The sequence below is a fragment of the Janthinobacterium sp. EB271-G4-3-2 genome, from assembly GCF_020858035.1.
GTDB lineage: Bacteria > Pseudomonadota > Gammaproteobacteria > Burkholderiales > Burkholderiaceae_D > Janthinobacterium > Janthinobacterium aestuarii.
Map to the genome: position 1 here is coordinate 63,055 of NZ_JACYMG010000015.1, position 24,166 is coordinate 87,220.

The window sequence follows — 24,166 nt, forward strand, 5'->3', positions numbered from 1 at the left end:
CTGTCCGACCCTGGCGCCGCCGCCGCGCCATCCCCTTTACTATGTGTTGCTCCAGCGCGCACGCCAGTCCATTGTGTTTGCGCCTGCGCATTCTTGCTTGCAGATAACTTGCCGAATTCTTCAATAGGCGCTTATCATTGGCCGCTTGACAAGACCATAAGTCACTGTGCCTTGCGCAGACAAAAGCGTCGGCGTCTGGCAATGCACTGTATGATGCGCATGCTGAAACTATCCTAGAGCATTTTTCGAGACTAAAAAATATGACAAAAACCCTCATCATCGCCGAGAAGCCTTCTGTCGCGAACGATATCGCGAAGACGCTTGGCGGCTTCACCAAGCACGATGAGTACTTTGAATCGGATGAATACGTCCTGTCGTCGGCGGTCGGCCACTTGCTGGAGATCGCCGTACCGGAAGAATTCGACGTGAAGCGCGGAAAATGGAGTTTCGCGCACTTGCCGATGATTCCACCGTATTTCGCGCTGAACCCGATCGCCAAGACGGAAGCGCGCCTCAAAGTATTAAACAAGCTGATCAAACGCAAAGACGTCACCACCCTCATCAACGCATGCGATGCGGGGCGCGAAGGCGAGCTGATTTTCCGCCTGATCGCGCAAAACGCGAAAGCCAAGCAACCGGTCAAGCGTTTGTGGCTGCAGTCGATGACGCCGGGCGCCATCCGCGACGGTTTCTCGCACCTGCGCAGCGACGAGGAAATGCTGCCGCTGGCGGACGCGGCCCGCTGCCGTTCGGAAGCGGACTGGCTGATCGGCATCAACGGCACGCGCGCCATGACGGCCTTCAATTCGAAAGAAGGCGGCTTCTACCTGACGACCGTGGGCCGCGTGCAGACGCCGACCTTGTCCATCGTCGTCGAACGCGAAGACAAGATCAAGAAATTCGTGCCGCGCGACTTCTGGGAAGTGCGCGCCGAATTCGTCTGCGCGGCCGGTATCTATGAAGGCCGCTGGCTCGACACGAAGTTCAAGAAGGACGAGAACGATCCCGAGAAACGCGCCGAGCGCCTGTGGAGCAAGACGGCTGCCGACTCGATCGCCACCGCCTGCCGCGGCCGCCAAGGCATCGTCACGGAAGAGTCGAAACCGACCACCTCGATGGCGCCTGGCCTGTTCGACCTGACCAGTTTGCAGCGCGAAGCGAACTCGCGTTTCGGCTTCTCCGCCAAGAACACGCTGGGCCTGGCCCAGGCGCTGTACGAAAAGCACAAGGTCTTGACGTATCCGCGTACCGATTCGCGCCACCTGCCGGAAGACTACATGCCGACCGTGCTGCAGGCGCTGGAAACGGTCAAGGAAAACAGCAACTACCACCAGTTCGCCAAGCAGATCATCGACAAGGGCTGGGTCAAGCCGAACAAGCGCATCTTCGACAACACGAAGATCTCGGATCACTTCGCGATCATCCCGACGACGATCGCGCCGAAGAATTTGTCCGAGCCGGAACAGAAGCTGTACGACCTCGTCACGCGCCGTTTCATGGCCGTGTTCTTCCCGCCTGCGGAATTCCAGGTCACCACGCGCTACACGGAAGTGTCCGGCCATCAGTTCAAGACTGAAGGCAAGGTCATGACCAATCCGGGCTGGCTGGCCATCTACGGCAAGGAAGCGTCGACGGACGCCGACAAGGAAAGCAATGGCAACGGCAATCTGGTGCCCGTCGCCAAGGGCGAGAAAGTGCAGACGGAAAGCGTCAGCGCCAACGGCCTGGTGACGAAACCGCCTGCGCGCTTCACCGAGGCCACGTTGCTGTCGGCCATGGAAGGCGCCGGCAAGCTGATCGACGACGACGAGCTGCGCGATGCGATGGCCGGCAAGGGCCTCGGCACGCCAGCGACGCGCGCGGCCACCATCGAGGGCTTGCTGACGGAGCGCTACCTGATCCGCGAAGGCCGCGAACTGATTCCAACGGCCAAGGCGTCGCAGCTGATGACCTTGTTGAAAGGCCTGGGCGTCAACGAATTGACGGCGCCGGAGCTGACGGGCGAGTGGGAATACAAGCTGTCGCAGATGGAAAAAGGCAAGATTTCGCGTGAAGAATTCATGCGCGAAATCGCGCAGATGACGCAAATCATCGTCAAGCGCGCCAAGGAATACGACAACGATACGATTCCCGGTGATTACGCCACCCTGGAAACGCCATGCCCGAATTGCGGCGGCGTGGTGAAGGAAAACTACCGCCGTTTCGCCTGCACCAAGTGCGAATTCTCGATGAGCAAGACACCGGGTTCGCGCCAGTTCGAAATTGCCGAAGTGGAACAATTGCTGAAGGACCGCACCATCGGCCCGCTGCAAGGCTTCCGCTCGAAGATGGGCCGTCCGTTCGCCGCCATCCTGCGCATCGTGCGCGATGAAGAGATCAAGAACTTCAAGCTGGAATTCGATTTCGGCCAGAACGACGAGAGCGAAGATGGCGAAGGCGTCGATTTCACGGGCCAGACGCCCGTGGGACCGTGCCCCAAGTGCAACGCCGGCGTGTATGAAATGGGCCTGGCCTATGTGTGCGAACACAGCGTCGCCAAGCCGAAGACGTGCGACTTCCGCAGCGGCCGCATCATCTTGCAGCAGGAAATCTTGCCGGAACAAATGGCAAAACTGCTTAACGATGGCAAGACGGATCTGTTGCCGGGCTTTGTTTCCCAGCGCACGCGCCGTCCGTTCAAGGCTTTCCTCGTGCGCGGCAAGGATGGCAAGGTGAGCTTCGAGTTTGAAGAGCGCAAGGCCAAGCCGGGTGCCAAGACGAAGGCGGCAGCCGCCGAGGTCGAAGGCGAAGAAGGCGCGGCGCCAGCGAAGAAAACGGCCGTCAAGAAAGCGGCAGCCGTGAAAAAGGCGCCGGCCAAGAAAGCTGCGGCCGTGAAAAAGCCGGCGGCCAAAAAGGCGCCGGCGAAGAAAGCTGCAGCGGCCGAGTAATCGGACGCCGGCCAAACAAAAGCCAGGGATGTCCCTGGCTTTTTTACGTCCCGATTTTCTTGGCGTTAGTCTGACGCTTAGTCGAGGTAGTCGGAATACTCGCGCTGCGCGTAGTTCTGCAGATTCGCCCACGGCTGCGCCTTGCTGACGGTCGGCTGCAGCTTGACGTCGACCCGGCGATAGAAAGTGTTTGCGCGGTCGCCGCTTTCGATAATCAGGGGAATCTGCTTTTGCTCGTCCCACAGGATGCGCTGGAACACGCCATTCTTTTCCACTTCGCGCCAGCGCGCGCCCGTCACGTTCGATGCCTGTTTCGACAGGGGCATGGCGGCCACCAGTTTCGGGTCCAGCAGATAGAAGCTGTTTTCCCAGGAACCGTCGAAATTGACGTTTTCGTATTCGGCCTTGGGAATGGCGACGACGATCTTGTCGTGCGCATCGACGTATTCCACGCGCACGGTATTTTTTTCCAGCATCACGTGGCGCGGTATCAGCACGGGATTGAAGTGCTTGTGTTCATGCTGCGTGGCCTTCAGGGCCACCTTGGTGTTTTCGCCATGCTTGTGGCCCGCATGCGCGTCCGTCAACGGCGCCAGCACGCGCTCGACCCACACGTGGCCGGGGCGGCGCAGCATCTTTTCTTCGTAGCGGCTCTCGCGCGTCACGCCTTCCGGCGTCAGCACGCGGCTGTAATAGGTAATGCCCAGGTCCAGGTCGGCAGGAGCCGAAGGAGGAGCGGCTTGCGCGTCGGCGGCAAAGCCGGCGGCGAGGAGGACGGCGATCAGGGACGATTTCATGGTGGTGCCTTTACGTGCAGAGGGGCGGAGGGCCTACGCCATCCGCCCCGGTGGGGTTACCGTGTTGATGTGGATCAGAAGCCGAACGCTGCCTTCAGCAAGTCAAACACCTTGGTGTTGTCCAGCGTGCCCTTGAAGGACTTGGCGCCGGCACCCGTGGCCAGCAGCTTGACGTCGCCGCCGCCGTGGGTTTCGCTGGCCAGGCGCACGCCTGTTTCTTGCAGGTAGTTGTCTTTCAGGGCCGTGGCGCTGTCGACGTTGCTGCGCAGGGCAGGGCGGTTCGGGCCATTGCCGAATACCAGGGTGGTGTAGGTATTGCCATCGGCATCCTTGCTCGGCTGGTTATCCTTGTAGCCGCGGTTGATGTCGAGGATATTGTTGCCGCGCTTGCCATAGCCGTTGAAGGCCAGCGTGTGGTCATGGTCGGCCGTGACGACGATCAGGGTATTTTCCAGCTTCGGATCGGTTTCCTTGATCTTCGCGATGGCGGCCTTGATGGCGTCGTCGAAGGCGATGGTGTCCGTCAGCGCGCGCTTGGCGTTGATGCCGTGCAAGGCGTGATCGATGCGGCCGCCTTCGACCATCAGGAAGTAGCCGTTCGTGTTTTTCGACAGCAAGTCGATGGCCTTGAGGGTCATTTCCGACAGGCTAGGCTGGGTCGCGCCTTCGCCCAGCGGCGGCGTGGCCGTGCGGTCCAGTTCATATTCCAGGTGGCTGCGGGTGCTGTACAGGCCGATGAATTTCTTGCCGCTTGGCGCAGCCGCCATTTCCGCTTTCGTCGCGGCTACGGTGTAGCCTTTGGCGGCAAATTCCGTCAGCAGATTGCGGCCATCGGCGCGGCCATATTTGTTGCTGGTCGACCAAGGGGTGAAGTGGTTGCGGCCGCCACCCATCAGCACGTCCACGCCATCGCCCAGGGCCGCGTTGTAGCCCGCGCCGCCTGGCGTCGCTTGCGCGGCGATCGCGTATTGCGCATTGCGGTTGCAGATGTGCGAGAACGTCGTCGCCGGCGTGGCGTGCGTCAGTTCCGTGGTGGTGATGGCGCCCACGGCCTTGCCCTTGGCTTTCGCCAGTTCCAGGATGGTCGGCACGCTCTTGCCGCCGGCCGGGCAATTGTCCACGCCCAGGTTACCATTGGCGTCGCGGCCCGGTTCCTTGGCGATCGTCTCCTGCGCCATCGAGATGACTTCATTGTTCATCTTGACGCCGGTCATGTAGGCGGCCATCGATGGTGCGCTGTCCGTCGTTTGCGCATCGTTCGAGAACGTCTTGATGCGCGCCGTGCGCTCCAGCGTGTCCATCGCCAGGCTGCCGTCTTCGCCGTATTTGTAGATGCGCGACGCCGTCACGACGGACGGGCCCATGCCGTCGCCGAGGAAGAAGATGACGTTCTTGGCGTCGGCGGCGTAGGCGCCGTTGGCAACGCTGGCGGCCACGAACGTGGTCAGCAAGGAGAGTTTCAGTGCGGATTTCAATGCGGGTTTCATGAGCTTGTCCAATTCTTGTCTCTTGGGGATTACAGACCGCCGGCCGTCTTGACCAGGCCGAATACTTTGGTGTTGTCGATGGTGCCCAGGAAGGTTTCCGAACCCTTGCCGATGGCGCCCAGGAAGACGTCGGTGCCGCCGTGGGTTTCATTGCCGGCCGCTGTGCGGATTACCGCCTCCTGGTGGTAATTGTTGGCGCTGGTGACGGTTTCATCGAGGCTGGCCATGGCGGCGCGGCTCGACTGGGTGCGGTTTTCGCCATTGCCGAAGCCGATGATCGAATACGGTGCGCCATCGAGGTCTTTCTCGACCGCGCCGGTCACATAGTTCTTCACCACGCCCAGCACGCCAGGGTTGCCGGCCGCCGTCTTGCCCGTGCGCTTGGCGTAGCCGTTCAGCACCAGGGTGTGGTCATGGTCGGCCGTGACGACGATCAGGGTATTGGCCAGGGTCGGATCGGTGAGCTTGGCTTTGTCGATGGCGGCCTTGATGGCGTTGTCGAACGCGACCGTGTCTTGCAGCGCTTTCTTGGCCGTCGTTTCGTGCAGCGCATGGTCGATGCGGCCGCCTTCGACCATCAGGAAATAACCCTTCTTGTTCTTGGCCAGCACGTCCATGGCCTTCGTGGTCATTTCCGCCAGGCTAGGTTCCTTGGCCGCATCGCGGTCCAGGTCGTAGCTCATGTGGCTGGACGTGAACACGCCGAACAGGCGCTCCGTCTTGGCCGCATCGACGGCCTTGAAGTCGGTGGCGGTGTTGGCGACCGTGTAGCTTTTCGCTTTCAGCTCGGCCAGCAGGTCGCGGCCATCGGAACGCTTGCCGCCATCCTTGAACGGCTTGAAGAATTGCGCGCCGCCACCGAGGACGACGTCCAGGCCGGCTGTGCCCAGCGCGCTGTTGTAGCCCGTGCCGCCCGGCACCAGGGCCGCGGCGATATCGTTTTCCAGGTCGCGGTGGCAGATGTGGGAATAAGTCGCTGCCGGCGTGGCGTGCGTCACGCGCGCCGTGCTGACGACGCCGGCGGCAAAGCCCTTGGCCTTGGCCAGTTCCAGCAAGGTGGTGGCGGGTGTGCCGTTGCCGGTGCCGCATTTGTTGACCAGCTTGTTGCCGTTCGCATCCGTGCCCGGATCGATGGCGACCGTGTTGGCCGACATCGAGATGACTTCATTGTTCATCTTGACGCCGGTCATGTAGGCGGCCATCGATGGCGCGCTGTCGGTCACTTGCGCGTCGTTCGAGAACGTTTTCACAAAGGCCGTTTCCGGCAGGGTGTCCATGGTCAGCGAACCTTCTTCGCCGACCGAATAGATGCGCGCGGCCGTCATGGTGGTCAGGCCCATGCCATCGCCGAGGAAGAAGATGACGTTTTTCGGCGGGGCCTCAGCCACTACCTCTTCTTTTTTTGCATCGCTGCCGCAGGCGGCCAGCATCAGGGTGATGGCGACGCTGCAGCCAGCGACGGAAATTTTTCTGCGTGTCATGTGGTTCATCCGGCTAGGTTTGAAAGAGCTGGCAAGATAACAATCCAATGTGACGCCATCATGACGCTGCGACACATTTGACACGTGAATGCGCGTCCGCCCGGCGTGTTGTTTTAGCGCACGTCCTCGGTGGAAAAGTACACCGTGCCGCGCAAGCGGGCCGTTTTTCCCAGTTGTGCGCGCAAGGCTGCTTGCAAGCTGGCGGCAGGAGTTTCCTGCACGCCGGTTTTCGCCACGACGACGTCGCCGTGCGGCGCATCCTGGGGACTGGTCCATGCGGCGATATGCTCGTAATCGGGGCGGCTGTCGATACGCTTGACGAGGAAGCGCTGCGTGCCGTCGCCCACCTGCAGGTAGCGCGCGCTGGCGTGCGTGGCGGGGGCCGGCGACAGCTGGCGCATCAGCAGGACGCGCTCGACGATGGTGGCGGCAGCGCCGTAGCCGGGTTCGGCTTTTCCATCCTTCTCGAAGTGTCCGCGCACCACCGCCGCCTGGAACTGGCGCATCGGCAGCGGCGCGGCCGGCAGCAAGCGCGCCAGCTCGAAGTGTTCCGGTTCGAGGGTCCATAGCGCCGTATGGCCATCGAGCTGCCGGCGCAGCCGCGCATCGAGGACGGGGTCGGCCAGCCGCACTTGCAGCACCACCTGGTAATCGTGCGGCGCATGGAACATCGGCAGGTGCGAGGCATACAGCCCTTGCTTGCCGCCAAACAGCACCATGCCGTGCAGGCCCCAGGTCAGGGGCGCGGCGTGGGCGAGGCTGGAGGTGAGCAGGAACAGAGAAAGGAAGAGGGTGCGCAGCATGGGTTTCATCGATGAGTTGGAATGCAACGATGATAGGGGCGGTATCATGGACAGTACAGCAACCATTTTTCACTTTTTGTGTCCTGTTTGGAAATCATCATGAACATGAGCCTTGCCGACCTGCGCGTGTTTTGCAGCGCCGCGCGCCAGCCAACCCTGGGCGCGGCGGCATTGGAATTGCACCTGACGCCGTCGGCCGTGTCGAAAGCCTTGCGCCGCCTTGAGGGGGACATGGGCGCGCCCCTGTTTGACCGGAGCGGCAAGCAATTGCTGCTCAACGATAGCGGCCGTTTGCTGCTCGAGCGTGCGCGCACCTTGCTGGCGCTGGCCGAACAGGCGCGCCTGGACGTGATGGGTGAGCGGGGCGCCATCGATGGCCGCATCGCCGGCCCCGCCCTGCTACTGTGGCGCCACGCGGACACTCTGGCGGCGGCGCTGGACGCCTATCCGCAGGCCAGTGTGCGTTTGCAACCGGCTTTCGAGGATGCGGCGCTGGCGGCCCTGGCGCGTGGCGATTGCCATGCGGCACTGGTAACGCAGGACGCCATCGCCCGGCGCGGCGCCGACTGGCCCGCCACCTGGCACAGCACGGCGCTGGGCAGCATGCGCATGCTGCTGGCGGCCGGGCGCGGCCATGTGCTGGCGCGCGGCGTGCCGGCAGCCTGCGCCTCCGTGCGCTGCGGCATGCAGGACGTCTTGCCGCACGCGTTCGCCAGCCCGACGCATTCCCTGCTGTGCGGCGAGGAGCGTGGCCGCCATGCCGATGGCTGGCGCGGCGTGGCCGGGCGCACCATCCGCTACTGGAGCGACGATGTGCAGTTGCTGATGGGCTATGTGCAGTCCGGCCGGGCGCTGGCCTACCTGCCCGACTTCGCCGTGCGTGCGCACGATTTGTTGCAGGTCGAACTGGCCGGCAGCGTCGATTGCAGCGAACAAATCCTGCTTGTGTGGGATGGCACGCTGGCGGGGGAGTGGCTGCACGCCTTGGCGCGGCAGTTGTCAATTCGTCCGAATTGAGCAATAAACTATTGCGCTTTAACGGGTTTTTCTACCGGATTGAGCAACGTAAGATGCAGTCATCCCAATCATCTTGTGAAGGCAGATCATGTTCTCCAAAACCATCAGCAGCGTTCTTGTTTCCACCGTGTTTGCCGCCGGCGCCGCCTCGGCCGCCGCCAGCGCTCCCCTGACCCTGGAAGTATTCAACCCGGGCGAAGAGGCCATCTTCCCCGTCGCTTCCGTGCTGGTCGCGGGCAAGCATGACGCCGTGCTGATCGATGCGCAGTTTTCGCGTGCCGAAGCGCAAAAGCTGGTGGAGAAGATCCGCGCCAGCGGCAAGAAACTGACGACCGTGTACATCAGCCACAGCGATCCCGATTTCTATTTTGGCCTTGACGTGATCAAGGCCGCTTTCCCGCAGGCGAAAATCGTCGCCACGCCTGAAACGGTCGCCGAGATCCGCCGTAAGGCTGACGCCAAGGTCGCCTACTGGGGCCAGATTTTGAAGGACAACGCACCGAAAAGCATCGTCATTCCGGAAGCGTTGACGGGCAAGCGCATCGCCCTGGAAGGCCAGTCGCTGGACATCGCCGGCCCGACCCCAGCGCGCACCTATGTGTGGATTCCCTCGATCAAGGCCGTCGTCGGCGGCGTGGTGCTGTTTGGCAATTTGCACGTGTGGACGGCCGATACGCAAAGCGCGCAATCGCGCCAGGACTGGCTCAAGACCCTCGATGGCATCGCCGCCCTGAAACCCGTCACCGTCGTGCCCGGCCACTTCAAGGTCGGTTCGCCCCTGACGCCGGACAGCATCGGTTTTACGCGCGACTACCTGGTGACGTTTGAAGAGGAAACGGCCAAGGCCGCCAATTCGGCCGCCCTGATCGAGGCGATGAAAATGCGCTATCCGAAGCTGGGCCTCGATGGCGCCCTGGAGACTAGCGCCAAAGTGGCCAAAGGCGAAATGAAATGGTAAAAACCTACTGCGCGACGCGATTTCCGGCCTGCGATGCTCACTGTGATCTAGCGCAGTGGCGCTTCTCTGCCAGAACTAGCGCCGCTCGCTACGGTTTTTGCAAGCCATCTGTTTCAGTTTTATAAAGGATAGAGTCATGCCCACACTGCACTATATTTTCGACCCGCTGTGCGGCTGGTGCTACGGCGCCGCGCCGCTGGTCGAGGCGGCGCGCGCCGTGCCCGGCCTGACGGTGGCGTTCCACGGCGGCGGCATGATGACGGGCAGCAATCGCCGTCAGATCACGCCCGCATGGCGCGGCTATGTGCTGCCGCATGACCGGCGCATCGAGCAAATGTCTGGCCAGCCCTTCGGCGACGCATACATCAACGGCTTGCTGAACGATACGACGGCCATGATGGATTCCGAACCGCCGATCACGGCCATTCTGGCGGCTGAAGCCTTGGCCGGCAAGGGCTTGGAGATGCTGCAGCGCGTGCAGCGTGCCCATTACGTGGACGGCTTGCGCATCGCCGACCTGCCCGTGCTCGTGGCCTTGGCGCAAGAGCTGGGCATGGATGGGGCGGCCTTCCAAGCCGAATATGCGGGGCAGGCGGGCGCCGCCACGCAGCGGCATATCGACGCCAGCCGCGCCTTGCTGGCCCAAGTGGGCGGGCAGGGCTTTCCCACGTTCGTGCTCGACGATGGCAGCGGCAAGCTGTCCGTGATCGATATCGGCGGCTTCCTTGGCCAGCCGGCGAAATTGCAGGCGCAACTCGGTGGCGTGTGCGATGCTCACGGTTGTGCATTGTAAATAACTATCGATTCGATAAAATCAATTAGCTTTTCCTTTGTTGTTGACCTCGTTACACTGGTTCCATTAGTCAACAACGAAGGAAAAGCAGCCATGAGCCAACAGCCGCCATTCAGTACCGCCTCGGGCATTCCCGTCGCCGACAACCAGAATTCCATCAGCGCCGGCCCCCGCGGCCCGCTGCTGCTGCAAGACTTCCACCTGATCGAAAAACTCCAGCATTTCAACCGCGAGCGCATCCCCGAGCGCGTCGTGCACGCCAAAGGTTCGGGCGCCTACGGCACCTTTACCGTCACGCACGACATTTCGCGCTACACCAAGGCCAAGCTGTTTGCCGAAGTGGGCAAGCAGACGGCCACCTTCGCGCGCTTTTCCACGGTCGGTGGCGAACGCGGCAGTGCGGACACGGAACGCGACCCGCGCGGTTTCGCCGTACGTTTCTACACGGAAGAAGGCAACTGGGATTTGGTTGGCAACAACACGCCGATGTTCTTCATCAAGGACCCGATCAAGTTCCCCGACTTCGTCCACACGCAAAAGCGCGATCCGCAAAGCAATTTGAAATCGGCCGAGATGATGTTCGACTTCTGGAGCCATGCACCGGAAAGCTTGCACCAGGTCACCATGCTGTTCTCGGACCGGGGCACGCCGGACGGTTACCGCCACATGGATGGCTTCGGCAGCCACACGTATAGCCTGATCAATGCCGACGGCCAGCGCGTGTACGTGAAATGGCACTTCAAGACGCGCCAGGGCATCAGGAATCTGCCAGCCGCGGAAGCGGGCCGCCTGGCCGGCGCCGATCCCGACTACGCGCAGCGCGACCTGTTCGGCGCCATCGCACGCGGCGATTTTCCCCAGTGGGAAGTCAAGCTGCAGGTGGCGACGCAGGAGCAACTCGATGCATGGGAACAACGCACGGGCTGGAACCCGTTCGACCTGACGAAAGTGTGGCCGCACGCGGACTTCCCGCTGCTGCCGGTCGGTATTTTCGAGCTGAACCGCAACCCGGACAATTACCATGCGGAAGTCGAGCAGGCCGCGTTTTCGCCGGCCAACGCCGTGCCGGGCATGGGCTACTCGCCGGACAAGATGCTGCAAGGCCGGCTGTTCGCCTACCACGACGCCCAGCTGTACCGCGTCGGCACGAACCACCAGCATCTGCCCGTGAATGCGGCCCGCTGCCCCTTCCACAACCAGCAGCGCGATGGCGGCATGGCGATCCATAATGGCGGCGCGGCACAGAATTACGCGAACGTGGCGGCGGCAGGCATGCAGCCGCAAGGGCTGGGCCATGGCGAGCCGGCGCTGGCGCTCGATGGCGGCGCGGCGCGCTACGATGGGCGCGGCGTGGAGGATGACTTTACGCAAGCCGGCAATCTGTTCCGCCTGATGTCCGCGCAGGCGAAGCAAAACCTGTTCGACAACCTGGCTGGTCCCTTGAGTCTGGTGCGGCCGGAAACCTTGCAGCGTCAACTCGGTCACTTCGACCGGGCCGATGCCGCCTACGGCGCCGGCGTGCGGGCCGCCTTGCAGGCGCGCGGCGTGGCGCTGTAAGCGTGTGGCAGGCGGAACAATGCTGTTCCGCCTGTTGTTGATGCAGCGCAAATTAGAGCTGGATATCAACTATTGCAAATATTGCCTTGTGGACATATTTGCCGTCCATGCGTAGACTTGTCGGTCTGATCTGACTAGAAAGTCTTGCAATATGAATATCGCGAAGCTGTCGGTGCATGGGGACGACCCCACGCTCAAATCCATCCTCGAAGTCTTGCCCACCGATCCGGAACGACAATGGCGCAAGGGCGAGGCGAAGGGCGCGAATCGCGTGCATCTCGATTCCGGCTTCGAAGTGCTGATCGCGCAGGCGCCCAAAGCGCAAGTGTTGCCCTCGCGTATACGCAGCTACCTGGCCGAGTGCCGCTCGCGTGGCGTCACATTCACGATGCCGCGCATCGTAGCCGAGCTGCAACTGGAGCTGAACGGCGACGACACGGTCGATGCGCCGCTCGACCTGTCGCTGGCCGACATGCAGCACCTGACGGAAATGGGCATCAGCCTGAGTCTGGTGACGCGCTCCGCCGCAGCCTGACTCCCCTGTGATACCGAAGTGGCCGCCCTGAATGCACGGGCGGCCATTGTTCGTCACGGCTCTTCGAGCTCGACGGTGACCATATTGTCGTCCGGCTTGCGGTCGATCAGCTTGTTGTCGGGATCGATGCCCGCCTTGCCGGGGCGGCTGCCGACGATGACGGTGTAGCTCGCCTGACGGGCCGTCATGCGCAGGCGTTCGCGCAGCAGCGGATGGCCATTCGCGTCGTCGACGCCGATCTCGATCCAGTCGTGCAGCGGCGCGTCGTGTTCCTCTCCCTGTTCGCCGGCCGTCAATTTTTCCGCCTGTACCTTGAGGGTGACGGCGTACTTGCTGTCGCCGCGTTTGGTGGCCGTGGCTGACAGGGCGCGGTTGTCGAACAGTACGATTTTCTCGAACAGGTCGTCGATCAGATAAGCCTGTTCGGGCGGCGTGACCTGACGCAAGCCGGCAATCAGGGCAGTCACGCTCGCATACGGCGGGCCTTTCCGGCCATAGGTCTTGAGCAGGTCGCGCAGCACGCCGTTGACCTTGTCTTCACCGATGATATCTTGCAGCAAGTACATGGCCAAGCTGCCCTTGTGGTAGTGGATGTAGGCCTGGTTTTCATTCTCTGCCAGCGGCAATTCTTTCTTGCGCTCTTCGCTGCGCCCCATCAGGTATTGATTCAGGTCATAGCGCAGGAAGCGGCGCATCTTGGCCGGGCCCACGGTTTTCTTCATCACCATCAGGGCCGAATATTCGGCCAGGGTTTCGCTGAGCACGGTGGCGCCCCGTGTATTGCCGCCCACCAATTGATGCGCCCACCACTGGTGCGCCACCTCATGCGCCGTGACGTAGAACGGATAGTCGATGTCCTTCGGGTTCTTGTCGTCTACCTTGGCGATGAAACCGAGGCCTTCCGAGTACGGAATCGTGTTCGGGAACGATTGCGCGAACGTGGCGTAGCGGGGGAACTCGACGATGCGCAGGATCTTGTGCTGGTAGGGGCCGAAGTTTTTCGTGTAGTACTCGAGCGCTTCCTTGCTGCCGCGCACGAAACGATCGAGGTTGTATTCATGGCCAGGATGGTAATACACATCGATGGCCACGTCTTGCCAGCGCTCGTGCTTGACGGCGTAGCGGGCCGACTGGAACGCGTAGAAATTCAGGATCGGCTGGTCCATCGTGTAATGGAAGTAATGGCGGCCCTTGGCGATCCAGTCGTTGTCCAGCATGCCCGGCGCGATGGCCGTCTGGCCGTCGACGGTGCTGACGGTGGCATCGAAGTGGATGCGGTCGGCGTCGTTGCTGATGTAGTTGTCGGCCAAGCCCTTCGCATCGTCGCGCGGCAAGGCCCGTTCGCGCGCGGGCAAGCCGTGTTTCTTGCGGTCGCGCGGGTCCGTCAATTCCTGCTGCGGCTGGTAACCGATGTGCGGCAGCACGGCATTCGTGAAGAAGGTGCCGTTGGCCACCACGGGCGTGTCCTGGCCCAGGCCGAAGATGCCGCGCGGCGCATAGCGGATGTCGAAATCGAGGCCCAGGGTGGCACCCGGCGCCAGCGGCGCGGCCAGGCGGTAGCTGTAAAAGCCCAGCTTGCCGTCATCGAGGCCGGGATGCACGCGCGCGTCAAAACGCAGGCGCATGGTGGCGGTCGGGTCTTGCTGCACAAAAATGTGGCTGATCGGCAGGCTGGTCTTGTTTTGCAGCAGATAGCGGCCCGTGACGATGAGGCTGCGCTGCGCCGGGTAGATGGCCACGTCGAGTTTCACGTCGGTGATTCTCGGCTGCGGCGTGGCGGCGAACTTGCGGTACTGGCGCTCGATGCTGGCGCGGTCCGCATCGCGGGAAAATTCGGACTGGTAATCGTTGGCCACGTGGAACACGTAAAACAGCACGCCGCCGGCGCCGACGAAGATCAGGGCGCCGCCGGCAAAGCTGGCCAGCACGCCATGCGTCAGACCGTGGCGCGCCAGGCGCAGGCGGATGCGCCAGCTGTCCTGCGCGCCGCGGGGCCAGAACAGCAGCGACAGCACCGTCAGCATGACGGCCGCGCCGCTCCAGTACAGCAAGTACCAGCGCTCGCGCAACACAAAGTGGCCGGCGCCGTTCATGGCCGAATACACGACTTCCGGCGTGCTGCCGTACAGCAGCAGCGGGTCGCCCAGACCCAGCGAGGAAAAGCTGATGCTGGCGATGTGGTACAGAATCATGGCGAAATACGCGAGGTATTTCTGATTGATCAGCACCTGCACGAAGATGGCCAGCACGGCGACCAGCGCATAGTAGGGCAGGTGCGACAGGAACAGCGATTCCACGTACAGGCCGGGGTCGAGGCGGTAATAGCCCTTGAAGACCTGGATCGACATGCCGCACAGCATGATGACCAGGCTCAGCAAGGCTTGCAGGCCGACCAGCGCCAGCAGCTTCGACAGCAGGGGCAGCCAGTTCGGCACGGGCAGGGCGTCGAGCATCTGATACGTGCCCGCTTCCCGTTCGCGCCACACCAGCTCGCCCGCGTAGAAGGTGGTAATGATCAGCATGAACAGGGCGAACGAGGCGCTGACCATGTCCAGCACCTTTTCCGTCACAGGATAGGTATTCGTGCCGTACATGGAACCCATGTCCAGCGCGCCCGCATACATGGTCAGCACGCCGGCCAGCACGATGACGACAAAATAGATGTTCTTGATGGTTTCGCGCAGGTTCAGCCAGCTCATCTTGAGAAGCAGGGCGCCCAGGTTGCGCTGCGCGAAGTCGGGCGTTTCCTGCGTGGACAGCGAGGCGTTCGACAGGCGCTGCGGCGCCTCGCCCTCGCTGCGGCGCCGGGTGGCGCCCGCGTCCGTCGTCGCGTGGAACTGGAAGCGCCAGTAGCCGAGCAGCAGGGCCACGAGGGCGAAGCCGGACCAGATGGCGCGGTTCAGCAGGTATACGCCTTCCAGGGTCACCAGGCGCGTGTTGCGCTCCGCGTTCGGCCAGTATTCCGTCAGTCGTATCAGCGCCGTCGTGCCGAAGGGGTCGATCAGGGCGGCCAGGGTCTTGTAGTCGAGGTCGCGCGCCAGCGACGGCGCCACCAGGTAGCCGATCAGCATGACTACCGAGCTGATGTACACGGGCAGCATGCGCCGCGTGAGTGCCGCGATGACGAAGAAGATGGCGCCGAAGATGAACAGGTTGGGCAGCAGGGTAAATACATACGGCATCAGGTAGGCGAGCGCCCGTTGCGGCCCCAGCCGTTCCGGGTCGATGCCGGGCAGCCAGGCGCCCAGCCAAGCACCGATGACGATGCTGGAAAACACCACGGCCAGCACCAGATAGGCGCCGAGGAAGCGGCCGAATACGTACTGGTATTTCTTGATCGGCGCGCTGAAGAAGAAATGCTGCATGCCGTATTCGAAATCCTGCTGCACCGAGCGGCCCATCATGGCGGCCACCACCACGGCGCCGAAACAGCCGAGCAGGCTGCACGTGAACGCCAGCGAGCGCGGCGCGTTGATCAGGAACTTGCCGCCGAAACTGATGCTCGCTTCCTTGAAGACGCCGCCGGCGGCCGCCATCCACAGCATGGCCAGCGCCAGGAACATGGCGAAATACACCCAGGTGGACAGCAGCTTGAGCCGCTGTCGCGCTTCAAAGCGGGCGATGGCAAACATGGCCGTCCCCTCAGTCGCACTGCGGGGCGACGCGGTGGCGCCCGGCAATGGTGGCGAAATACAGGTCTTCCAGGTCGCCGATGGCTTCCTCGAAGCCGTCGCCCGGGTCGTCGTCGCTGTAGACGTGGATCAGGGTACGGCCCGACAGCAAACGCGTGGAAATGACGGCGTGGCGCTGCTGGAAGCTGGCCAGCTCTTTCTTGTCGACAAAGCGCGCCCAGATCTTGCAGCTGACTTCGTCGATCAGTTCCTGGGTCTTGCCGCACAGCAGCAAATGGCCTTTGTTGATGATGGCCATGTTGGCGCACAGGTCGGCCACATCGGACACGATGTGGGTCGACAGGATCACCGTCTTGTCTTCGCCGATGTCGGACAGCAAGTTGTGGAAGCGCACGCGCTCCTGCGGGTCGAGGCCTGCCGTCGGCTCGTCGACGATGATCAGCTTCGGGTCGCCCAGCAGGGCTTGCGCGATACCGAAACGCTGGCGCATGCCGCCGGAAAAGCCGCCCAGGCGCTGGTGGCGCACGTCGAACAGATTGGTTTGCTGCAACAGCCCGTCGACGACTTCGCGCCGGCGCGCCCGCTGCGACAAGCCTTTTAACATGGCGAAGTGGTCGAGCAGCTCGTAGGCCGTCACTTTCGGGTACAGGCCGAAGTCTTGCGGCAGGTAACCGAGCATGCGGCGGATCTCGTCCTTGTCGTCGAGCACGTCGTAGTCGCCGAAGAAGATCGAGCCGGAATCGCATTCCTGCAAGGTGGCCAGGGTGCGCATCAGGGTCGACTTGCCGGCGCCGTTCGGGCCCAGCAAGCCGAACATGCCTGGCGGTATCGTCAGCGAAACATTGTCCAGCGCCACTACGCCATTCGCGTAGGTCTTCGACAATTTGCGGATCTGCAATTCCATACAACTCCTAACTCATGCGTTGCTGCCCGATGCGACAGGGCTACTCTATGCTGGCATTGTATTGAATTTAAGACGTACTGGGCAGTTGCATGCGATACACGGCATTTTCGCGTGCCCAGAGTGCAGTTGAGCGGGGTGGATGGCGCCCCGCCGCAAGCATGGGCGCAAGTTTAATTCCGGAAGAGGACCGATTCGCGATTGAACCACCAGCGGCACAGGGCCAGCAGCGCGCCCGCGATCACCGTGGTCGAGGCCAGGATCACGCCGAACATGCGGTAATCCATGGTGCCCTTGACCAGTTCCTTCATGGCCAGCGACACATTCGTCAGCGGCACCATGGCCCACATCCAGTTCAGCTCGACGCCGGGCAGCATGGCCGCCACCGTGGGCAGGATGACGAACAGCATCAGCGGTGTGATCATGCCGGCCGCTTCCTTGTAGCTTTTCGCGTAGATCGAGATCGACAGCAGCAGCGAGGCGAAGATGGCAGCCGTCGGCACCAGCATCAGGGTCACCATGGCCAGGTCGGGCAAGCCGATGCTGCGCACCATGACGGCCATGTTGCCTTCGAGCGAACTGCCGAAGATGGCCAGCAGGGCGCCCATGCTGCCCACCATCAGCACGGCCGAGGTCATGCCGACGGTAAACAGCACGAGGAACTTGGCCACCACGACGGCGCTGCGCGGCACGGGCGCCAGCAGCAGGGTTTCCAGGGTGCCCCGTTCCTTTTCGCCCGCGCCCAGGTCGATGGCCGGATACATGGCCGCCGTCAGGCACACCATCAGCAGCAGATACGGCAGCATGCCGCCGACGATGGCGCCCATCTGCTCGCGCTCGTTGGCCGTCGATTGCTTGTCGAGCACGATGGGGTGCAGGGCAAAGGCCAGCTGGGCCGGGCTCAGGTTCAGGGCAGACAGCGCGTTTTCGCGCAGGCTGGCGTTGTAGGCCTCGACGATCTCGCGCACCCGCTGCTGGGTCACGTCGACCGTGCTGGCGCTGTTGTAATGCAGGGTGACCTTGGCTTGCTGCTGTTGCTGCAGCGTTTCTTCAAACCGGGGCGGGATGACGACGGCAAACTTGATGCTGTCGTCGCCGATGGCACGGCGGATGTCGCCCTCGCTGGCCAGCGGCACTTCGCGCAGGTTGTGCTGCTGCGCAAAACGCGCGCTCAAGCCCGGTGAATGGTCCTTGCCGAACAGCGCGTAGCGCATTTCCGCCGTTTTCGCGTTCTTGAACATATTGCTTGAAACATAAGCGAAGCCGCCAAAGATCAGCGGCATGGCAAAGATGGGGATGAGGATGGTGAAGATCAGCGTCTTGCGGTCGCGCGTGAGTTCCAGCAACTCTTTCAGATAAATGGTCCACATGGCTCAGGCTCCCTGGTTGATGACGCTGACAAAGGCGTCGTACAAGTCCGCGCTGCCGCCCAGGTGGCGCAGTTCCTTGACCGTGCCATTGAAGGCGGTGGTGCCGCGGTTGATGATGCAGACGCGGTCGCACAGCTTTTCCACCTCGTGCAGATGGTGCGTGGAAAAGATCAGCGGCACGCGCAGTGCCTTGTAGCTGGCGATGAAGTCGAGCAGGATCTTGGCCGACATCACGTCGAGGCCCGTCGTCGGCTCGTCGAGGATCACCACCTGCGGCTCGTGCACGACGGTGCGGGCGATCGCGCACTTCTGTTTCATGCCCGTCGACAGCTGATCGGCCCGTTTGCCGCCGTATTCTTCCATTTGCAGCAGGGCAAACAGCTCGTCGCAGCGGCGTTTCAGCTTGTCGGCCGGCATGCCATGCAGGCGGCCAAAGTATTCCACGTTCTCGCGCGCCGTCAGGCGGCCGTACAAGCCCGTCGAACCGGACAGGAAACCGATGCTCTGGCGCGCCACCAGCGGTTGCTGCAAGACATCGACGCCGTTGACGAGGGCGCTGCCCGCGTCCGCCTGCAAGGCCGTCGACAGCAGGCGCAGGGTGGTCGTCTTGCCGGCGCCATTCGGCCCCAGCAGGCCCAGCACTTCGCCCGGGGCGCAGCTGAAACTGACGTCGCGCACGGCGTGGAACCAGCCCTCGTGTTCGCGCGGATCGCTGACGTGCACGCCCTTGCCCTTGTGGGGCGGCATGCGGAAACGTTTTGCCAGGTGTTTGACCTCAATCATGTGCATCATCCATTCAATGGTGAACAACGAGAGTAGCATGCAAAAATTGTAACTTGCAAGGTGGAAATATCGTTTGGTCTATTGAAAAAAACAGCATCTTCATGCAAGCTGGCCCGGTGGGCGCCGCGGACGGCGCGGGAGAGCGCAATGCAAACGATCGATCAGGCAATGCAGGACAAGGTACTGGCCGTGGCCCGCGCCGGCATGACCAGTGCCGAAGCCATCGGTTTTTTCCGCGTCAGCCTGGGGCTGTACTACCTGGCCGGCCTGATGACGGAGGAAACCCTCGACTTCAAGCAGATCGACGCGACGTACAACCGTTTTATCTACCACTCGATAGGTGGCGGGCACAGCATCGCCAGTGTGCTGCAATTCATGAGCGGCGAGAAAGTCTTGCGCGTGCTGCAATCGGAGCGTTTCCTTGCCGCGTTTGCCCAGCACTGCCCGGACATTCCCGTCGACAGCATTTCCTTCCTGATCTCACTGAACCTGGGCGTGGCGAAAAGCCTGTCCGGCCTGGACGCCGTCGGCCCCGTGGTGGACTGGATCGAGCAGGAAAAAGCGCGCACAAGTCAATAAAGCCCCGATCCCCCTGCGCGCGGCGTGGGGACGGCCGGCCGCTATCGTCCTATAATTCATGTTTTCCCTGACATGAATAGCCACGATGACCGCAAACCGCCATTTTGACCCCCTGGATCGTTTGATTGTTGGCGCCGACAAGGCCCTGCGCGTCATGGCGGGCGTGGCCTCGGCCTCGCGCCCCACGCCGGCCGCGCATGCGCCCGATGCGGAACTGAGCCCGGCCGAACAGCGCCACAGCGCCGGCTTGATGCGCGTCAACCATGTGGGCGAAGTGTGCGCGCAAGCCCTGTACAACTCGCAGGCGCGCTATGCGCACAGCCCGGCCATCCGCGCCCAGTTCGACGAAGCGGGACGCGAAGAGGAAGACCACCTGGCCTGGACGGCGCAGCGCCTGACGGAGCTGGGCTCGCGTCTGAGCCTGCTCAATCCCCTGTGGTATGCGGGTTCGTTTGCGCTGGGCACCATCGCCGCACGCATGGGCGACGGCCGCAGCCTGGGTTTTGTGGTGGAAACGGAACGCCAGGTGGAAGCGCACCTGGCCAGCCACCTGGAAGAGCTGCCGCCGCAGGACGCCAAGTCGCGCGCCATCGTCAAGCAAATGGCCATCGACGAAGTGGAACATGGCGCCGCCGCCCAGCGGCTGGGCGCCATCGACACCCCGGCGCCCGTGAAGGCGCTGATGGGGTTGATGGGCAAAGTGATGACAAAAACCGCGTATTACATCTGATACTGCTGCGTAGGTCGGCGTAGGTCGGATTAGGCGGGGCCGCCGAGGCCGCAGGCCGTAATCCGACAACATTGTTGGCGCCGGCGGTGTCGTCGGATTACGCGCTCACGCGCCTCGGCGGCCCCGCTAATCCGACCTACTCCTCGATGATTTCGAACGAGTGAGTGATTTCCGCCGTTTTCGCCAGCATGATCGATGCCGAGCAATATTTGTCATGCGATAAGGTAACCGCACGTTCCACAGCCGTCGGTTTCAGGGCCTTGCCCCGCACGGTGAAGTGGAAGTGGATCTTGGTAAAGACTTTCGGATCGGTGTCGGCGCGCTCGGCCTTCAGGGTCACTTCGCAGCCACTGACGGCTTCGCGGCCCCGTTTCAGGATCAGCACCACGTCATAGGCGGTGCAGCCGCCCGTGCCCAGCAAGACCATTTCCATGGGGCGTGGCGCCAGGTTGTGGCCGCCGCCATCGGGCGCGCCATCCATGGTCACCAGGTGGCCGGAACCCGTTTCGGCCCGAAAACTCATGCCCGACGGGCCATTCCAGCTGACTTTGCATTCCATCGTACTCTCCGAAAATTGTAAGCGTTTTGTATTGTAATAGAGGAATGCCTATCCAGGTGCCGGCCGCCGGGCCGCAGCCGGCCTCGATTGCGGCTTGACGCGGCAAGGCAAAGCCGCTTATACTTGTCGGCTTTCCGTTCGCTCAGGAAAAGTAAATAAGGCAGAGTCCGCATAGCAACATCGGCGGAACCACCATTTGAGCGTGTAATCTATTAGGAAGTCAACATGAAAACATTTTCCGCTAAAGGACATGAAGTCCAGCGCGATTGGTTCGTGGTTGACGCGACGGACAAAGTCCTCGGACGTGTTGCCAGCGAAGTGGCACTCCGACTGCGCGGCAAACACAAACCAGAATTTACTCCTCACGTCGATACCGGCGACTTTATCGTCGTCATCAACGCAGGCAAACTGCGTGTGACCGGTACCAAAGCTACTGAGAAAATTTACTACCGTCACTCTGGCTATCCAGGCGGCATCTACGAAACCAACTTCCAGAAAATGCAACAGCGTTTTCCAGGTCGCGCGCTTGAGAAAGCGGTCAAAGGCATGCTGCCTAAAGGCCCGCTCGGCTACGCAATGATCAAGAAGCTGAAAGTGTACGCGGAAGGTTCCCATCCGCACGCTGCTCAGCAACCTAAAGCACTTGTTCTCTAAGGAACTGACATGATCGGTAATTACAATTATGGAACCGGCCGTCGCAAAAGTGCAGTGGCTCGGGTTTTTATCAAAGTTGGCACAGGCTTGATCGTTGTTAACGGCAAACCAGCAAACGAATACTTTTCGCGCGAAACGGGTCTGATGGTCATCCGTCAACCACTGGAACTGACCGGCAATGTCGAGCGTTTCGACATCAAAGTCAACGTCCATGGCGGCGGTGAGTCGGGCCAGGCTGGTGCAGTTCGTCACGGCATCACCCGCGCTCTGATCGACTACGATGCAGCGTTGAAACCGGAACTGGCGAAAGCCGGCTTCGTTACCCGCGATGCACGTGAAGTCGAGCGTAAAAAAGTTGGTCTGCGCAAAGCACGTCGCGCAAAGCAATTCTCGAAGCGTTAATTTCTACGCTACAGCACCTTTTGGGTGCTGGTCGAAAAGCCGCTGGACTTTGGTCCCGCGGCTTTTTTGCATTTCAGCGTGACTCTGCGTTGCGCTGTAAAATACGCGGAAAACCCCCGTGGGTAGCGTTTTCCCTCATCTTTATGCAATCTATACACAAGGAAAGAACATGATCAAAGTTGGCATCGTCGGCGGCACTGGATACACGGGCGTGGAATTGCTGCGCTTGCTCGCTACCCATCCAGATGTCGAGTTGACGGCGATTACCTCGCGCAAGGAAGATGGCTTGCCCGTTGCTGACATGTATCCTTCCCTGCGCGGCCATGTCAAACTGGCGTTTTCCTCGCCGGACAAGGCCAACCTGGAACAGTGCGACGTGGTCTTCTTTGCCACGCCGCATGGCGTTGCCATGGCGCAAGCACCAGCCCTGCTGGCCGCCGGCGTGAAAGTCATCGACCTGGCCGCCGACTTCCGCCTGAAAGACCAGGCCAAGTTCGAGCAGTGGTACAAGATTCCCCATACGGCCCCTGAATTGATCGAGCAAGCCGTGTACGGCTTGCCGGAATTGAACCGCGAAGACATCAAGCAAGCCAAGCTGATCGCCAACCCCGGTTGCTACCCGACCACCATGCAGCTGGGCTTTTACCCGCTGCTGAAAGCTGGCCTGGTCAATGCGGGCGGCTTGATCGCCGACTGCAAGTCGGGCGTGTCCGGCGCCGGCCGCAAGGCGGAAATCGGCATCCTGTTCTCGGAAAGCAGCGACAGTTTCAAGGCCTATGGCGTGGCCGGCCACCGCCACCTGCCGGAAACGACGGCGCAACTGCAGCGTTTCACGGACGAGAAAGTGGCGCTGACCTTCACGCCGCACCTGGTGCCGATGATCCGCGGCATGCATTCGACCCTGTACGCGCAGCTGAACAAGGATGTCAGCAATGAAGAATTGCAAGCCTTGTTCGAAGGGCAATACAAGGACGAGCCTTTCGTCGACGTGATGCCATTCGGCTCGCACCCGGAAACCCGCTCCACGCGTGGCTCGAACATGCTGCGCCTGGCCTTGCACCGTCCCGAAGGCGGCAATACCGTCATCGTGCTGGTGGTGCAGGACAACCTGGTCAAGGGCGCATCGGGCCAGGCCGTGCAGTGCATGAACTTGATGTTTGGCTTGAAAGAAACGGCCGGTTTGCAACACATCGCCGTGATGCCGTAACGATCGGCGACCGTGCTTGCGCGGGTCCGGCGCCTTTTTGCCGGACCTGTGATAAATTGGACTGCCACCTACCCCGACAGGATGACGTTCATGTTCGAGCGCAACGCGAAAAATCCCATCGACACCTTGATCGGCGCTTCCACGCGGATCGAGGGCGACTTGCTGTTTTGCGGCGGCTTGCGCATCGATGGCCATGTGCGCGGCAACGTCACGGGCGAGGCGGGCGAGCCCACGCACATAGTGCTGGGCGAGGCAGGGCGCATCGATGGCGAAGTGCGCTGCTCGAGTCTGGTCGTCAGCGGTGAGATCAATGGCCCCGTGTATGTGTCCGAAATGCTTGAAATCCAGCCAAAAGCCCGCATTGTAGGAGAGGTCTATTACAAGGTGCTGGAAATGCACAGCGGCGCATTGGTGCAGGGCAAGCTCAGCCGCCACGACAGCGCCGACCCCGTGCTGCACCTGGCCGTATCGGAAATGTGACCCAGAACAACAGTGCTGGTTGACGGCGAGGGCGCCCTGAGCGCGACTTGCGCCAACAGTCTATAATGACTTAATGTTTTCTAGTAGGAGTGCCTGATATGAATGCCGTCGCTGAAATGCAAGATGTGATCCCTTCCCCTATTATCTTTACCGATAGCGCCGCTGAAAAAGTCGCGCAGCTGATCGAAGAAGAAGGCAATCCCGACCTGAAATTGCGCGTCTTCGTGCAGGGCGGCGGCTGCTCCGGTTTCCAGTATGGCTTCACCTTCGACGAAATCGTCAACGAAGATGACACCACCATGGTCAAGAACGGCGTCCAGCTGTTGATCGATTCCATGAGCTACCAGTACCTGGTCGGTGCGGAAATCGACTACAAGGATGATCTGGAAGGCGCACAGTTCGTGATCAAGAATCCTACCGCTACTTCTACCTGCGGTTGCGGTTCGTCTTTCTCGGTATAAGCAGCGCACCTGAGAAAACGCCCATGGCGGCGTTGCATTGCCTCGCCGTACTA

Annotated in this window: 22 protein-coding genes; 13 read left to right on the plus strand and 9 right to left on the minus strand. The window is 61.7% G+C overall.

The features are described from left to right. The first annotated feature begins 260 nt into the window (after positions 1–260). Complete coding sequence (locus IGS55_RS24840) at positions 261–2,927, plus strand: DNA topoisomerase III (protein ID WP_034749282.1); 2,667 nt, start codon at positions 261–263, stop codon at positions 2,925–2,927. A gap of 77 nt (positions 2,928–3,004) precedes the next feature. Here IGS55_RS24840 and IGS55_RS24845 read toward each other — a convergent pair whose 3' ends face one another. The 4 genes from IGS55_RS24845 to IGS55_RS24860 form a co-directional block, all read right to left on the minus strand. Next, complete coding sequence (locus IGS55_RS24845) at positions 3,005–3,724, minus strand: hypothetical protein (protein WP_230518349.1); 720 nt, start codon at positions 3,722–3,724, stop codon at positions 3,005–3,007. A gap of 74 nt (positions 3,725–3,798) precedes the next feature. Beyond that, positions 3,799–5,211 carry an alkaline phosphatase gene (locus IGS55_RS24850; RefSeq protein ID WP_230518348.1) on the minus strand — a complete coding sequence of 471 codons (1,413 nt, stop codon included), beginning with the start codon at positions 5,209–5,211 and terminating at the stop codon, positions 3,799–3,801. Between the two features lie 29 nt (positions 5,212–5,240). Continuing rightward, positions 5,241–6,692 carry an alkaline phosphatase gene (locus IGS55_RS24855; RefSeq protein ID WP_442908210.1) on the minus strand — a complete coding sequence of 484 codons (1,452 nt, stop codon included), beginning with the start codon at positions 6,690–6,692 and terminating at the stop codon, positions 5,241–5,243. A 113-nt stretch (positions 6,693–6,805) separates the two neighbouring features. After that, the gene (locus IGS55_RS24860; RefSeq protein ID WP_230518347.1) at positions 6,806–7,495 is read right to left on the minus strand and encodes a hypothetical protein; all 690 of its coding nucleotides are present in this window, start codon (positions 7,493–7,495) and stop codon (positions 6,806–6,808) included. A 99-nt stretch (positions 7,496–7,594) separates the two neighbouring features. Here IGS55_RS24860 and IGS55_RS24865 point away from each other — a divergent pair, with 99 nt between their 5' ends. The 5 genes from IGS55_RS24865 to IGS55_RS24885 all read left to right on the plus strand — a co-directional run bounded on the left by IGS55_RS24865 (position 7,595) and on the right by IGS55_RS24885 (position 12,355). Next, positions 7,595–8,512, plus strand: coding sequence for a LysR family transcriptional regulator (locus IGS55_RS24865; RefSeq protein WP_230518346.1), 918 nt, complete (start codon positions 7,595–7,597; stop codon positions 8,510–8,512). 88 nt (positions 8,513–8,600) lie between these two features. After that, entirely contained in the window at positions 8,601–9,470 is an 870-nt protein-coding gene (locus IGS55_RS24870; RefSeq protein ID WP_230518345.1) for an MBL fold metallo-hydrolase, read from the plus strand. Between the two features lie 136 nt (positions 9,471–9,606). After that, on the plus strand, positions 9,607–10,263 hold the full coding sequence (locus IGS55_RS24875) for a DsbA family protein (RefSeq protein WP_230518344.1): 657 nt from the start codon (positions 9,607–9,609) through the stop codon (positions 10,261–10,263). 93 nt (positions 10,264–10,356) lie between these two features. After that, entirely contained in the window at positions 10,357–11,820 is a 1,464-nt protein-coding gene (locus IGS55_RS24880) for a catalase (protein ID WP_230518343.1), read from the plus strand. 151 nt (positions 11,821–11,971) lie between these two features. After that, positions 11,972–12,355, plus strand: coding sequence for a hypothetical protein (locus IGS55_RS24885; protein WP_128141263.1), 384 nt, complete (start codon positions 11,972–11,974; stop codon positions 12,353–12,355). Positions 12,356–12,408: 53 nt separating this feature from the next. Here the strand turns inward: IGS55_RS24885 and IGS55_RS24890 are convergent, their stop codons facing one another. The 4 genes from IGS55_RS24890 to IGS55_RS24905 all read right to left on the minus strand — a co-directional run bounded on the left by IGS55_RS24890 (position 12,409) and on the right by IGS55_RS24905 (position 19,041). Next, positions 12,409–15,987, minus strand: coding sequence for an ABC transporter permease/M1 family aminopeptidase (locus IGS55_RS24890; RefSeq protein ID WP_230518342.1), 3,579 nt, complete (start codon positions 15,985–15,987; stop codon positions 12,409–12,411). A gap of 10 nt (positions 15,988–15,997) precedes the next feature. After that, on the minus strand, positions 15,998–16,891 hold the full coding sequence (locus IGS55_RS24895) for an ABC transporter ATP-binding protein (RefSeq protein ID WP_046683456.1): 894 nt from the start codon (positions 16,889–16,891) through the stop codon (positions 15,998–16,000). 170 nt (positions 16,892–17,061) lie between these two features. Continuing rightward, entirely contained in the window at positions 17,062–18,258 is a 1,197-nt protein-coding gene (locus tag IGS55_RS24900) for an ABC transporter permease (RefSeq protein ID WP_230518341.1), read from the minus strand. Between the two features lie 3 nt (positions 18,259–18,261). Next, positions 18,262–19,041 carry an ABC transporter ATP-binding protein gene (locus tag IGS55_RS24905; protein WP_230518340.1) on the minus strand — a complete coding sequence of 260 codons (780 nt, stop codon included), beginning with the start codon at positions 19,039–19,041 and terminating at the stop codon, positions 18,262–18,264. Between the two features lie 147 nt (positions 19,042–19,188). Between IGS55_RS24905 and IGS55_RS24910 the strand changes: the two genes are divergently transcribed. Both IGS55_RS24910 and coq7 read left to right on the plus strand, forming a co-directional pair. Beyond that, positions 19,189–19,620 (plus strand): hypothetical protein, encoded by a 432-nt coding sequence (locus IGS55_RS24910; RefSeq protein ID WP_230518339.1) that lies wholly within the window; start codon positions 19,189–19,191, stop codon positions 19,618–19,620. 85 nt (positions 19,621–19,705) lie between these two features. Beyond that, positions 19,706–20,350 carry a 2-polyprenyl-3-methyl-6-methoxy-1,4-benzoquinone monooxygenase gene (gene coq7 / locus IGS55_RS24915; RefSeq protein ID WP_046683453.1) on the plus strand — a complete coding sequence of 215 codons (645 nt, stop codon included), beginning with the start codon at positions 19,706–19,708 and terminating at the stop codon, positions 20,348–20,350. 136 nt (positions 20,351–20,486) lie between these two features. Here coq7 and IGS55_RS24920 read toward each other — a convergent pair whose 3' ends face one another. Further along, positions 20,487–20,909, minus strand: a complete 423-nt coding sequence (locus tag IGS55_RS24920; protein WP_071079492.1) for an OsmC family protein — start codon at positions 20,907–20,909, stop codon at positions 20,487–20,489. A 225-nt stretch (positions 20,910–21,134) separates the two neighbouring features. Here IGS55_RS24920 and rplM point away from each other — a divergent pair, with 225 nt between their 5' ends. From rplM to erpA, 5 genes are all read left to right on the plus strand, one after another. After that, complete coding sequence (rplM, locus tag IGS55_RS24925) at positions 21,135–21,563, plus strand: 50S ribosomal protein L13 (RefSeq protein ID WP_010393282.1); 429 nt, start codon at positions 21,135–21,137, stop codon at positions 21,561–21,563. Between the two features lie 9 nt (positions 21,564–21,572). Next, positions 21,573–21,965, plus strand: coding sequence for a 30S ribosomal protein S9 (gene rpsI, locus IGS55_RS24930; protein WP_010393285.1), 393 nt, complete (start codon positions 21,573–21,575; stop codon positions 21,963–21,965). A 169-nt stretch (positions 21,966–22,134) separates the two neighbouring features. After that, on the plus strand, positions 22,135–23,172 hold the full coding sequence (gene argC / locus IGS55_RS24935) for an N-acetyl-gamma-glutamyl-phosphate reductase (RefSeq protein ID WP_230518338.1): 1,038 nt from the start codon (positions 22,135–22,137) through the stop codon (positions 23,170–23,172). A 90-nt stretch (positions 23,173–23,262) separates the two neighbouring features. Continuing rightward, positions 23,263–23,652 carry a bactofilin family protein gene (locus tag IGS55_RS24940; RefSeq protein WP_070290243.1) on the plus strand — a complete coding sequence of 130 codons (390 nt, stop codon included), beginning with the start codon at positions 23,263–23,265 and terminating at the stop codon, positions 23,650–23,652. Between the two features lie 98 nt (positions 23,653–23,750). Continuing rightward, positions 23,751–24,113, plus strand: coding sequence for an iron-sulfur cluster insertion protein ErpA (gene erpA / locus IGS55_RS24945; RefSeq protein ID WP_029496047.1), 363 nt, complete (start codon positions 23,751–23,753; stop codon positions 24,111–24,113). Positions 24,114–24,166: the final 53 nt, after the last annotated feature.